Consider the following 12,639-nt stretch of genomic DNA (forward strand, 5'->3'; position numbering starts at 1 on the left):
AAAATGTCTAGTTCCTTAAAACTAACATATTAATTTGAAACGTACTGCATCAATAAACCACAAATATATGCTCCATAAGTACCAACCGCATAGCCTAAAACTGCCAGTAAGACACCCACTGGAGCCAAAGAAGGATTGAAAGCAGAGGCTACAATCGGTGCAGAGGCCGCTCCGCCTACATTGGCTTGAGAGCCTACTGCCACATAGAAGAAAGGTGCTTTGATCAACCAAGCGACCAATAGCATAATGCTCACATGCACTAGCATCCATGTCAATCCAATCAAGAAAAACTGCGGCTGCTCAAAGATTGCTGTCACGTCCATCATCGTACCGATAGTAGCTACCAAGACGTAAAGCATCGCTGAACCCAACCTAGACGCGCCAGCTCCTTCAAGTTGCTTGTATTTAGTGAATGAAAGCAATAGTCCACCAGTAGTCGCGATCACTACGATCCAAAAGAAGCCACTAGTCAAAGAGTATTTTTCTAATGCAGGATAATTTTCCCCTATCCACGGAGCGATATAGTCGGCCAAGAAATGTGACAAACCAGTGATCCCAAAGCCTATTCCTAGAATTTTCATCGTATCAGCCATATTGGGGATACGCATGATGCCAGCTCTGTATTGCTCTACTTTATCTTGAAGCTCATCGATCGCAGAAGCATCAGCTTTGAAAGCTTTATCTACTTTAGCTGCTCGACCTGTGAAAAAGAGTAAAACTGCCATCCAGATATTAGCTACTATGACATCTACAGCGATCATTGTACTAAAAAGCGATGGACTCGCACCAAATACCTCCAACATAGCTGCTTGATTAGCGCCACCACCTATCCAGCTTCCTGCTATCGTAGCCATTCCTCTCCAGACTTCGTCAGGCCCTGCACCATTGAATATCTCAGGCATGACACCTGAGAGCAGTAGAATTGCTATCGGCCCACCCAACATGATCCCAACAGTCCCACTTATGAACATGATCAAGGCTTTTGGACCTAACTTAAGGATCGCCTTGATATCTATACTCAGCGTGAGCAATACCAAACTCGCTGGCAAAAGATAGCGAGAAGCCATGCTATATAGCTGACTTTGCTCACCTGAAATGATCCCTAGAGAATTGAATATCGAAGGGATAAAATAACAAAGCAAAACAGAAGGCACTATACCATAAAACTTTTTCCAAAAGCCATGTTGCTTACTCGATGTATGAAAAACAAAAGCTAGTATGAGCATCAGCAATCCTAAAACGACTGCATCATTGGTGATAAAAGGAGTTTGATCTTCTGTCATGATGATAGGCTTGTTTCTTGCATAAATAGTGATTTTGTCTTTAAAACTGAGAAAAATCACTCAAATTCTTCCCAAGCAGTCACTAGCTCACTCAAAATCATCGCTGTAGCTCCCCAGACGACTTCTTCCTCGATGTCATAAAATGGGGAGTCTATCTGGTACTGATGGCTAATCGTCATACGTTTTTCTTTGCGATAGTTTGGATCTAGTAGTCGCTCGAAAGGAGTCAAAAGTATACGTGCTACTTCATAGCTGTCAGGCTTGAAATTGGGCTTCTCTGACATGATCCCCACCACTGGAAGCACCACAAAATCACTCGCAGGAATGTACAATTGACTCATTTGACCCAGCACTTCTACCTGACTTCTATCTATACCAATCTCCTCCTCAGCCTCTCTCAAAGCCGTATCTATCAGATTTTCATCACCTTCTTCCAGTTTACCTCCAGGCAGGCTCACTTGTCCTCCATGAGCACCCTCATAACTTGGCCTCTTGATCAGTGGTAAGTAAAATTCACCTTGATCAGGATAGAATAGTATCAAGACTGCCCCTTCACGAGCATTAGGCCTTTGTTTGAATTGAAATCTACTTTCATTGACAGGCCGTGGAGACATCTTTATCTGACCTCTACTCCCGGGAAGTGGCTGTTGTAGAAGTGCTCTTATTTTCCTTTCAAAATCTGACATCTAGCTTATCTGATGGGAAAATCTTTAAGTTTCTGAGTTAAAAAAGTTTGCTCAGGCTTTTCAAAAGCACTTGCATACTCATAGTACTGCATCTCTTGCTTCTGTAAGTCTATGTGATAGATGATAGGTGTAAAACCCTCTTCATGCTCGAAGTATCCTCCTACTAAAAAAGTATCATTGCTCAGCCAAGTTACTGTCTCAAAAGCACCTGAAGGCCCCATAAAAAGCAATCTTTGGCGCATATTGGAAGCTAAATCAACCAAGGCTACTTCAGCATCTGGCTGGGTAGTGAGGAAAGCTGGCTGACCATTTTCTACTTCTTGCGCATAGCGATAGCTAAGAAAATCAATGTATCGACTACTATCAGGACTGTAAACAAATGTACTGGCAAGCATTTCTTCTTTAGCGGGGTAATGAGGCCATTCAAGGATGTCTAGTGAGTCCGTACGGATCAACTCAAATTGGTCTATAGAAAACTCCCCTAATTGCTGATTCCAAAATCCCTCCCACTCTGGCATGACGCGCAAATTGATAGCTGAGTTTGTTGATAAGTCTTCAACAGTTTCTTCTGGAGTCTTTGCCTCACAAGCTGATAGAATGATGATCGCTGTGAGCAGTTTATAAAAATGACATTTCATGTAAAGATCTTTTATCGAAGATAAGGAAAAATAACAAAAAAAGGCTTGAACACTGTCCAAGCCTTTTCCACCAAATTTCAAACCTATTAAACCTATTTTGTGGCTATTCAATCGATTGAATAACTACATGCGAAAGTAAAACATAAATTCCAATAAATCCAAAAATTACCTTTGAATAAGATTTATTTTGTTGTCTTTCAATTTGGAGACTTGCAGGCTAGCTTACAAAACTTGATATTGGCTCTATGCATCATCAAATCTGTCAAGATATCTTAGGAGGTTTTGAATCCTATATAGAGCAATTTCAAATGTACACCAGATTAGCTCCTATTCATTTTAAAAATAGAGACTGGAATGGTATGCAATATATCGCTAGGTCTAGGATGAGATTGTACAAGGATATTGTAAAGAAAACGGCAGAAATCATTATATCCGAAAGCGAATCTTTGCGCCATGACCATGGTACTTGGATATCAGTCAAAGAGGCATTTCGTCATTGCATCAGTGATCGTAAAGACAAAGAGATTGTAGAAACATTTTACAATTCGGTCTGTAGAAAAGTCCTCCCTAACATAGCAGTAAGCGAATCCATCATGTTTGTACAAGAAGGATTTGACTCCTGTCCTATCTATGATGCTTCTCACCTATTTCATCACTATCCTGCGAGTATGTCTTTGGAGCAGATCATCCGCCAGATGATGGATGACTTCGCTTTTGACATTCCATTTATAGACAAAGAAGCGGACATTCAGCATCTGATAGAGACGGTGAAAAAAGTGATTCTATCAAGGTATCTACCCAATGAAGCCACACAGACACAGCTATTCAAATCTGTTTTCTATAGAAACAAAGCCGCTTATTTGATTGGCCGCACCTTTCTGGGAGGCAAGTGGTTTCCTTTTATTATTCCAATTTTGCATAATGAGAAAGGGCTTTTTGTAGACACGCTTATATTTGACCCTAAGATCATGGGAACGATTTTTAGCTACACGCGCTCTTATTTCTTGGTCGAAGTGGAGATTCCCTCTCAGTTTATTGCTTTCTTGAAGGCTGTCCTTCCCTACAAAGACATCCATGAACTCTACAATGCCATTGGCTACAACAAGCATGGCAAAACAGAACTATACAGAGATTTCCTCAATCATCTGAGACAGTCAACTGATCAATTTGAAGTAGCAGCAGGTATCAAAGGCATGGTAATGACTGTTTTCACGCTGCCATCATATAATATGGTATTCAAGCTAATCAAGGATAACTTCGATCCACCTAAAACGGTCACAAGAGCGGAAGTAAAGAAAAGTTACAAGCTCGTTTCGCTACACGACAGAGTAGGTCGCATGGCAGACACGCATGAGTTTGAGTATTTCAAACTACCAAGAGAACGCTTTACGGATGAGCTCATCGCTGAACTCAGGACAACAACTCCTAGTACGGTAGAAATCACAGATAGAGAAGTGATCTTTCAGCATCTATACACGGAGCGAAGGATGATTCCACTCAATATATTTTTAGAAGAAGCAGATACAGAGGAAGCGCTCGCAGCAGTAGAAGAATATGGACTTTCCATCAAGCAGCTGGCTGCAGCTAATATTTTTCCTGGAGACATGCTGACCAAAAACTTTGGAGTGACTAGACAGCGAAGGGTTGTTTTCTATGATTATGATGAGATCGTCTTTTTGACCGATTGTAATTTCCGTTTTAAGCCAAAAGCGGAGACTTTTGAGCAGATCTATGCGCCAAGTCCATGGTATGAAATCGCGCCAAACGATGTGTTTCCAGAGGATTTTGAGCGATTTATGATTGGCAGAGAAGATTTGAAGTCTCACTTTAAGCAAGCTCATGGAGATCTCTTTGATCCAGCCTACTGGCAAGGAATACAAAAGAGAATCTTAGAGGGTGAACTCGTACATGCTTATCCTTATCCTGAGAGCATTCGTTTTTATCCTGATAGAAAAGTATAGTTTTGGTCTCACTTGTGTACCTTTGCTGAACTTATGTTTGGCTCAGGATTGTTGCTAGACAAATATTGAAACCTCACAGACCTTGACCCTGTGAAAATTTTCAAACCATGACAAAGAAAAGAGTAGTAGTCGGCCTCTCTGGAGGTGTAGACAGCAGTGTAACAGCCTATTTGCTCCAGCAGCAAGGATACGAAGTCATAGGCATGTTTATGAAAAACTGGCATGATGAGTCAGTGACCATCTCCAACGAATGTCCTTGGATAGAGGATAGTACAGATGCCATGTTAGTAGCCGAAAAACTCGGCATCCCCTTTCAAGCTATAGATCTCAGTGAAGAATACCGCGAACGAATAGTTGACTACATGTTCGCTGAGTATGAAGCTGGACGTACACCAAATCCTGATATCCTTTGCAACAGAGAGATCAAGTTTGACATTTTTCTCAAGGCAGCCATGCGCCTCAAAGCTGACTTTGTCGCTACAGGACACTATTGCAGAAAAGAGCAAATAGAAAAGGACGGTCAAACCATCTATCAGTTGATGGCAGGAAAAGACAACAATAAAGACCAAAGCTACTTTCTCTGTCAGCTCAATCAAGAACAATTAGCTAAAGCGCTTTTTCCCATAGGACATCTTCAAAAAGCTGAAGTGAGAGCCATCGCTAAGGAAGCAGATCTCATCACTGCGGATAAAAAAGACAGCCAAGGACTGTGCTTTATAGGAAAAGTACGTCTTCCCGACTTCCTACAGCAACAGTTAAAACCTAAAAAAGGACAGATCATTCAAATACCAGAAACACTGGATAAATTCAAAGCTTATCAAGTACCTGCAGGTGTGGAGATAGAAAATCTGGAGGAAACTGAGCTTTCAGCCATTTGCACACCACTAAGCTATGACCCTACTGAAGGTAAGGTATTAGGCGAGCATAATGGCGCACATTATTTCACGGTAGGTCAAAGAAAAGGGCTTCATGTAGGCGGAACGGGCAAACCTCTCTTTGTCATAGGCACTGATACTAAACTAAATGTTATCTACACAGGCTTGGGAGAAGATCACCCAGGACTCAATCGTTTTGGTTTATTTGTCCCTGAAAAAGACATACACTGGGTCAGAGAGGATCTAGCCCTAAAAAATGGTGAATTCGTCACCTATCAAGCACGAATCAGGTATAGACAACCGCTAAGTACTGCTACGCTAATTAAGCGAGATAAAGGGCTTTATGTCATATTTTCTACCCCACAGAAAGGCATCGCCTCAGGTCAGTTTGTGGCATGGTACGCAGGTGAGGAATTAATAGGTTCAGGAACGATATACTAATGCTAGAAATCCTCTATCAAGATGAATACCTCGTGGCTATCAATAAACCAGCGGGTCTGCTTGTACATAAAAGTCGTATCGCAGCAGAAGAAAAGCTAAATGCCATGCACCAATTGAGAGATCAACTGGGTCAATGGGTCTATCCTATCCATAGACTGGATAGACCGACTTCTGGTGTTTTACTTTTTGCCTTAGACAAAGAAACTGCTACCGAGGTCCAAGAGCAGTTTAGCCGGCATACTATCAAAAAACATTACTTAGCTGTTGTCAGAGGAGTCACTCCTATAGAAGCCATCATCGATGTACCTTTGGAGAAAGAACTCGATCAAGATACCATGCAGGAGGCAGAAACTTATTATAAAAGATTGGCCACCGTAGAACTAGACATAGCAGTGAGTCGCTACCCTACTTCACGCTACTCACTGATAGAGGTAGTGCCTAAGACTGGTCGCATGCATCAGATCAGAAGGCATATGGCCAAAAGCAGGCACTATATCATCGGAGACACAAAACATGGTGATAATAAGCACAATAAGATGTTTAGAGAAAACTTTGAAATAGACAATCTCCTTCTCCATGCTTATTTTATAGAAATGACACATCCTAAATCAGGTGAGCCTTTGGCTATTTCAGCACCACTCCCAGAATATTTTGATGATTTAGTGGCAGAGTTTGGCTGGACTGAAGCCATTTATGGTTCGGACGAAGCTTGACTACTCTTTTATTATAAAATCCTAGAGAGATCCCAATTTCCTTTTTGATACAAGTGACCCTTATCTATGCTCAATGGAGCAGGAATATTGTTGTGATAGAGTTGGCCAGTACCTAGTCCATGCGGTTTGTCTATGGGATATTGAGCAGTAAATTGCGCTACAGCATTTAGTCCAATATTACTTTCTAATGCTGATGTGATCCACCAGTCGATTTGCTGCTCTTCTGCTAGAGCTATCCATTCCTCACAAGCTGCTAAACCACCTACTAATGTTGGCTTAAGGATGATATATTGTGGTTTGATCTGACGGAGTAGATTCTCTCTCTCTAAGATGCTATGTACTCCTATCAACTCTTCGTCTAAAGCGATAGGTACAGGTGTCACAGCACAAAGTGCCGCCATTTGCTCTATTTGACCCTGCTTGATAGGTTGCTCTATGCTGTGTAGATCATAAGTAGCCAATCTCTTTAGCTTTTGAAGGGCTTCATCCGGAGCAAAAGCTCCGTTAGCATCTACTCTTAATACGATATCCTTAGCTGAAAATCGCTCACGAATCATACCAAGCAATTTACATTCTGTATCAAAGTCTATAGCGCCAATCTTCATTTTGATACAGCTGTAGCCATCTTTTAGCTTCTGCTCGATCTGCTGAAGCATAAAGTCTTCTTTGCCCATCCAGATCAAGCCATTGATAGGTATTGGCGTTTTGCCTTGACTAAAAGCATTATCGAAAACTATTCGTTTACCGCCATTGATCAAGTCAAGAAGAGCCGTCTCTACTGCAAATCGTAAAGCTGGATATTGCTCACTTACAACCTCTTTAGCTAAGGAATATACCTCCTCCTTATCTCTCGGAAGCTTCTTATCATTGAGTTTTTGACATGTAGCTGCTATGACTTTTGACAAGTTTGGTAGATCATCTATACTAAGTTTGTCCAAAGGACCACACTCCCCTAGTCCTATCATATTTGGCTGATCTACATGATGCAACCTCAAAAAGAATGTTCGCTTTTTGGTTAGCACACCTCTAGATGTCCCTGCTTCAAACTTGAAATCCAAAGTATATTCTACAAAATCAGCTTTCACTTTTATCATATCATTAAATCAACAATCGATTTTTATCAAATAAGGCAATAAGTAATCCTAATTTATTTAAAATATATAATGAATTAGCCTTAAATTTGTTGCCGCATTTATCCTAACTGTTAGGATTTCATTGAATTAGAAACTAATAATAGCAAATTATGAGTCAGAACGACAATTTTACATTTGATGTAGTAGTAGAAATACCAAAAGGCAGTCGCAATAAGTATGAATATGACTACGAAAAGAAAATGATTCGTTACGATAGAATGATTTTTTCATCGATGCACTACCCAAGTGATTATGGTTTTGTACCTGAGACACTTGCTCTAGATGGAGACGCTCTCGATGCTCTTGTTTTAGTATCAGAGCCTACGTTTCCAGGTTGCTTGATAGAGGTCAAGCCAGTAGGTCTTTTTAGAATGTATGATGAAAAAGGCCCAGATGCCAAATTACTTTGTGTACCAGTCAGTGATCCTATTTGGAATAAAATCAATAGTCTTGAGGAGGTAAATCCACACTTGATCATGGAGATCGAGCATTTCTTCCAGGTATATAAAGACCTTGAAAAAAAGAAGGTAGGTATAGAAGGATGGGAAAATAGAGAGGCTGCACTGCAGATCATCAAGGAATCTCAAGAAAGATACATCAGCGAAAAGAAAACCAAAGAATTAGCCCAATAATGGGCTTTTCTTTTTAAGAAGCACTATATATTATAAACAAGCTTTATATTTGCATCCCTTGTCAAAAACACATGGATACCAATAGATTAAGCATACCAACAATTGATTTGTCAGACTATGAATACATACTCCCTGACGAATACGTAGCCAAATTCCCTCTAGCGGATCGCTCAGCATCCAAGCTACTTCATTACAAAGAAGGAAAAATTACCCACCGACAGTTTACAGACATTACTAATCTTGTTCCTAAGGACAGCTTATTGTTTTTTAATAATACAAAAGTCATCCCAGCGAGACTCAGCTTTCAGCGAAGTACTGGAGCGCATATTGAGATTTTCCTGCTTCAGCCCATTAGCCCTAGCACCGTAATCACTACTGCCATGCTAGCTACAAAAGAGAGTAGCTGGAAGTGTATGATAGGAAATAGCAAAAAATGGAAAGATCAAGAGATTTTGCAGGGTGAGGTACTTGTATCAGGTCAGGTCGTTAAGATTTCTGCAGAATTGATCGATAGAACGAATGGCCAAGTAAAACTGACTTGGAGTCCTGAGGAAACCAAATTTGTAGACCTCATAGAAGCTGCTGGTGAAGTGCCGCTTCCGCCCTACCTCAAACGTAAAGCTACAGCTGATGACAAGCCAAGATACCAGACGGTCTATTCAAAACACGAAGGAGCTGTAGCTGCTCCTACGGCAGGACTACACTTTACTCCCGAGATCCTGACAAAGCTCGCAGATCAAGGTTGTCAACTAGACTATCTGACGCTCCATGTCAGCGCAGGTACTTTCCAACCGATCAAGTCTGAGACAGTTGTAGAACATCCAATGCATGCTGAGCAAATCCTGATCAATCGAGCTAATATAGTCAACATCATCCAGCATGAAGGTCCGATCATTCCAGTAGGAACAACTTCAATGCGTACCTTAGAAAGTAGCTATTGGTATGGCGTGAAACTACTTAAAGATAAGGTAGATAAAAATTTTAAAATCAGCAAGTTATACCCATACGAAAACAGAAATGAAAGGCTCCCAAGTCGTAGTGAGGCGTTTCAAGCTATTCTAGATCATATGGATAGTCTCAATCAAGACCAGCTACTGGGAGAGACGGAAATATTCATCTTCCCTGGTTATCAATTCCAAGTATGTGATGCCATCGTGACTAACTTTCATCAGCCTGGATCAACTTTAATTTTGCTCATTGCAGCATTTGTAGGAAAAGACTGGCAAGAAATCTATCAATCGGCACTAAGCGAAAAGTATAGATTTTTGAGCTATGGTGATTCCTCACTCCTTTGGAGGAAGCAATCAAACAAATAATATCTAAATTAGACCTTTAATCAGGTTTCAAATCTATGAAAATCATAATAGCAGGTGTTGGAGATGTAGGGTTTCACTTAGCGAAACTATTGTCTATCGAAAACCATGACATCAACATCATCGACAAAAATCCTGATCGACTAAAAAATGCCTCAAAACAGCTAGATGTCGGCACAATCAAGGGAAGTTCTACCTCCTATGCTACCCTACAAGATGCAGGTGTCTCAGAGGCAGATCTTTTCATAGCAGTTACATCCTCAGAGGAGACCAACTTGGCCACTGCAATCATCGCAAAACATTTAGGTGCGAAAAAGACCATTGCTAGAGTTTCCAACACCGAATTTATTTCAAAAAGAGAGGAAATCAGACTCAATGAGCTAGGTATCGATGAAGTTATCTGCCCTGAATCACTTGCTTCTAAAGAGATCAAACGCTTGTTAAGAGCTTCTGCTTTGACAGATACTTTTGACTTTGATAACGGTAAACTTTCGCTCATTGGTGTACTGATTCGCGAAGAGTCTAGGTTTTTAGGTAAGAGCATGAAACAGATCGGTCAAATGAGTGGTCAGTCAAACTTCGTCACTGTAGCTATCCTGCGAAATAATGAGACCATCATTCCTCATGGAGATACCATTTTTGAGCTAAATGATCATGCATACTTTATCGTGCAGCCTGATGGCATAGAAAACGTACTGACACTATCTGGTAATAAGAAAACAGGCATGCGTAACATCATGATCCTAGGCGGTAGTCGTGTAGGAATCAATGCTGCCAAAGCACTTAGCAAAAACTATCATGTCAAGCTCATCGAAAAAGATGAGGAAAAGTGCAATGAACTAGCAGAGCTTTTAACAGACACGATGATCATCAATGCTGACGGTCGTGAGCTTGATGTTATGCTGGAAGAAAACATCGATAAAATGGACGTTTTCATAGCAGTTACAGGCAACACTGAGACGAATATCATCTCTTGCCTAATGGCCAAAAACAACGGAGTAAAAAAGACCATTTCACTCGTAGAGAATATCGATTATATCCACCTCTCTCAAAATATCGGTGTAGATACGATGATCAATAAAAAGCTCATAGCGGCTAATTTTACATTTAGATACATCCGCCAGGGTCAGATCGTCTCACTCACGAGTATACATGGTGTAGATGCAGAGATATTGGAGTTTGAAGTGAATGAAAACTCACGCATATCAGAAGCTACACTCAAGGAATTAGACTTCCCTACTTCTGCTTTGATTGGTGGTGTAGTCCGCAAAAATGTAGGCTATACGACCTTAGGAGACTTTGTATTCAAGCCACAAGATAGAGTAGTTGTCCTAGCGAGACCTGAGTGTATCAAGAAGGTCGAAAGCTTTTTCAAATAACTTGTCGAGATGAAATTTAACTATCGCGTCATATTATTCATTATCGGTCTTCTATTGATTTTCAATGGACTTTTCATGCTTTTGGCCGCGGCTGTTTCGATTTATTATTGGGAAGTTGAGTGGGTCAATATGTTATTGGCAGCTGGAATTAATATCGGTGTAGGTGGTTTGCTTTGGCTAACTAATAGAAATAATGAAAATAAAGAGCTCAAACGTAGAGAAGGATATCTGATCGTATCTGGGGGCTGGATCATCATGTCACTTTTTGGCGCCTTGCCTTTTGTCCTCAGTGGGGCTATCCCTAATATGACCGATGCGGTATTTGAAACTATCTCAGGATATTCCACTACTGGAGCTTCTATCTTAATCGATATCGAAGCTCAATCAAAAGGCATTCTCTTTTGGAGAAGCATGACACAGTGGATCGGTGGTATGGGAATCATCGTTTTAGCGGTAGCTATTTTACCGATCTTAGGTATTGGAGGCATGCAACTATTTGTAGCTGAGGCTCCGGGGATTAGCCCAGATAAACTAAAGCCTAGAATTAAGGAAACTGCTAAGAGACTTTGGTATGTCTATATCGGTTTGACACTGATCGAAACTGTGCTATTGATGCTTGGTGATATGAGCTTTTTTGATGCCATCAACCATTCTTTGACGACTATGGCTACTGGGGGATTCTCTACCAAAAATGCCAGTATTGCAGCCTACAATTCGAGCTATATAGAGTATGTGATTATCATCTTCATGTTTTTAGCTGGAATGAGTTTTACTTTAAGTTATTTTGGCTTCAAGGCTAAATTTGCCAAAATCTGGGAGAATGAAGAGTTTAGGATTTATCTCTATATCACGCTATTTAGTGCTTCGGTAGTTACTCTGGGACTTCTCTTAACGGAGGACATTGGAGTTGCTAAAAGTGTAAGAGATGCCTTATTCCAAGTTGTCTCTATCATCACTACTACAGGCTTTGCTACTGCTGATTACACTATTTGGACACCATTTCTTACCCTGTTTTTCTTCATGCTGCTTTTTGTTGGCGGTATGGCAGGGTCAACGGCTGGAGGTGTCAAAATAGTCAGACACACTATCCTCTTCAAAAACTCGATCCTTGAGATCAAAAGGCAACTACACCCTTCTGCTATCATCCCCGTAAGACTGAACAAAAAAGCTGTTCCTAGAGACATCACTTATAATATCCTAGCATTTCTCATGATCTACCTAACTATATTTGCTATAGGAACTATGCTGCTAACGATGACTGGGATGGATTTTGATACTTCTCTCGGTGCAGCTGCTACGAGTCTAGGAAATGTAGGGCCTGGAATAGGTGATGTGGGTCCTGCGAATAATTTCTCTGCACTACCAGATACCGCTAAGTGGATATTAGGTTTTCTGATGTTGCTTGGAAGATTAGAATTGTTTACTGTATTGATTCTGCTTAGCCCTTATTACTGGAGAGCCTATTGATCAAAAAAGGATTTGGTAAATAGCGAAAGAGATACTTGCGTAAACAACCAAACCTAGAATAGTCATCACGATTAAACGATTACCTGAAAATAAGCGAGAACTAGTAGATCTCTTGGAT

Annotated in this window: 11 protein-coding genes; 7 read left to right on the plus strand and 4 right to left on the minus strand. The window is 40.7% G+C overall.

What is annotated here, in order from left to right; translation table 11 throughout:
* Positions 1 to 29: 29 nt before the first annotated feature.
* Genes I5349_RS03650 through I5349_RS03660 form a run of 3 tightly spaced genes read right to left on the minus strand, consistent with a single transcriptional unit; the run spans position 30 to position 2,607 of the window.
* A complete protein-coding gene (locus I5349_RS03650) occupies positions 30 to 1,283 on the minus strand; it encodes a DUF819 family protein (protein WP_226389369.1) in 1,254 nt (417 codons plus the stop codon).
* Positions 1,284 to 1,339: 56 nt separating this feature from the next.
* Positions 1,340 to 1,969 carry an NUDIX hydrolase gene (locus I5349_RS03655; protein WP_226389370.1) on the minus strand — a complete coding sequence of 210 codons (630 nt, stop codon included), beginning with the start codon at positions 1,967 to 1,969 and terminating at the stop codon, positions 1,340 to 1,342.
* 5 nt (positions 1,970 to 1,974) lie between these two features.
* Entirely contained in the window at positions 1,975 to 2,607 is a 633-nt protein-coding gene (locus I5349_RS03660) for a hypothetical protein (RefSeq protein WP_226389371.1), read from the minus strand.
* Between the two features lie 245 nt (positions 2,608 to 2,852).
* Between I5349_RS03660 and aceK the strand changes: the two genes are divergently transcribed.
* The 3 genes from aceK (at position 2,853) to I5349_RS03675 (ending at position 6,597) form a co-directional block, all read left to right on the plus strand.
* A complete protein-coding gene (gene aceK, locus I5349_RS03665) occupies positions 2,853 to 4,568 on the plus strand; it encodes a bifunctional isocitrate dehydrogenase kinase/phosphatase (RefSeq protein ID WP_226389372.1) in 1,716 nt (571 codons plus the stop codon).
* A gap of 107 nt (positions 4,569 to 4,675) precedes the next feature.
* The gene (gene mnmA, locus I5349_RS03670) at positions 4,676 to 5,884 is read left to right on the plus strand and encodes a tRNA 2-thiouridine(34) synthase MnmA (protein WP_226389373.1); all 1,209 of its coding nucleotides are present in this window, start codon (positions 4,676 to 4,678) and stop codon (positions 5,882 to 5,884) included.
* Positions 5,884 to 6,597 (plus strand): pseudouridine synthase, encoded by a 714-nt coding sequence (locus I5349_RS03675; RefSeq protein WP_226389374.1) that lies wholly within the window; start codon positions 5,884 to 5,886, stop codon positions 6,595 to 6,597. Before mnmA ends, I5349_RS03675 begins: the two co-directional genes overlap by 1 nt.
* A gap of 11 nt (positions 6,598 to 6,608) precedes the next feature.
* Here the strand turns inward: I5349_RS03675 and I5349_RS03680 are convergent, their stop codons facing one another.
* Positions 6,609 to 7,691 carry an o-succinylbenzoate synthase gene (locus tag I5349_RS03680; protein ID WP_226389375.1) on the minus strand — a complete coding sequence of 361 codons (1,083 nt, stop codon included), beginning with the start codon at positions 7,689 to 7,691 and terminating at the stop codon, positions 6,609 to 6,611.
* 149 nt (positions 7,692 to 7,840) lie between these two features.
* Here I5349_RS03680 and I5349_RS03685 point away from each other — a divergent pair, with 149 nt between their 5' ends.
* The 4 genes from I5349_RS03685 (at position 7,841) to I5349_RS03700 (ending at position 12,521) form a co-directional block, all read left to right on the plus strand.
* Positions 7,841 to 8,362 (plus strand): inorganic diphosphatase, encoded by a 522-nt coding sequence (locus tag I5349_RS03685; protein WP_226389376.1) that lies wholly within the window; start codon positions 7,841 to 7,843, stop codon positions 8,360 to 8,362.
* A 71-nt stretch (positions 8,363 to 8,433) separates the two neighbouring features.
* On the plus strand, positions 8,434 to 9,678 hold the full coding sequence (locus I5349_RS03690) for an S-adenosylmethionine:tRNA ribosyltransferase-isomerase (protein ID WP_226389377.1): 1,245 nt from the start codon (positions 8,434 to 8,436) through the stop codon (positions 9,676 to 9,678).
* A gap of 35 nt (positions 9,679 to 9,713) precedes the next feature.
* Positions 9,714 to 11,054 (plus strand): Trk system potassium transporter TrkA, encoded by a 1,341-nt coding sequence (gene trkA / locus I5349_RS03695; RefSeq protein ID WP_226389378.1) that lies wholly within the window; start codon positions 9,714 to 9,716, stop codon positions 11,052 to 11,054.
* Between the two features lie 9 nt (positions 11,055 to 11,063).
* A complete protein-coding gene (locus tag I5349_RS03700) occupies positions 11,064 to 12,521 on the plus strand; it encodes a TrkH family potassium uptake protein (protein WP_226389379.1) in 1,458 nt (485 codons plus the stop codon).
* Positions 12,522 to 12,639 lie beyond the last annotated feature (118 nt).

The organism is Penaeicola halotolerans, from assembly GCF_016464625.1.
GTDB lineage: Bacteria > Bacteroidota > Bacteroidia > Cytophagales > Cyclobacteriaceae > Penaeicola > Penaeicola halotolerans.

Excerpts from the sequence above, each read along its gene's own strand:
- I5349_RS03680 (WP_226389375.1), bottom strand. The coding sequence starts at position 7,691 with ATGATAAAAGTGAAAGCTGATTTTGTAGAATATACTTTGGATTTCAAG.
- I5349_RS03690 (WP_226389377.1), top strand. The coding sequence starts at position 8,434 with ATGGATACCAATAGATTAAGCATACCAACAATTGATTTGTCAGACTAT.
- I5349_RS03660 (WP_226389371.1), bottom strand. The coding sequence starts at position 2,607 with ATGAAATGTCATTTTTATAAACTGCTCACAGCGATCATCATTCTATCA.
- aceK (WP_226389372.1), top strand. The coding sequence starts at position 2,853 with ATGCATCATCAAATCTGTCAAGATATCTTAGGAGGTTTTGAATCCTAT.
- trkA (WP_226389378.1), top strand. The coding sequence starts at position 9,714 with ATGAAAATCATAATAGCAGGTGTTGGAGATGTAGGGTTTCACTTAGCG.
- I5349_RS03685 (WP_226389376.1), top strand. The coding sequence starts at position 7,841 with ATGAGTCAGAACGACAATTTTACATTTGATGTAGTAGTAGAAATACCA.
- mnmA (WP_226389373.1), top strand. The coding sequence starts at position 4,676 with ATGACAAAGAAAAGAGTAGTAGTCGGCCTCTCTGGAGGTGTAGACAGC.
- I5349_RS03650 (WP_226389369.1), bottom strand. The coding sequence starts at position 1,283 with ATGACAGAAGATCAAACTCCTTTTATCACCAATGATGCAGTCGTTTTA.
- I5349_RS03655 (WP_226389370.1), bottom strand. The coding sequence starts at position 1,969 with ATGTCAGATTTTGAAAGGAAAATAAGAGCACTTCTACAACAGCCACTT.
- I5349_RS03700 (WP_226389379.1), top strand. The coding sequence starts at position 11,064 with ATGAAATTTAACTATCGCGTCATATTATTCATTATCGGTCTTCTATTG.
- I5349_RS03675 (WP_226389374.1), top strand. The coding sequence starts at position 5,884 with ATGCTAGAAATCCTCTATCAAGATGAATACCTCGTGGCTATCAATAAA.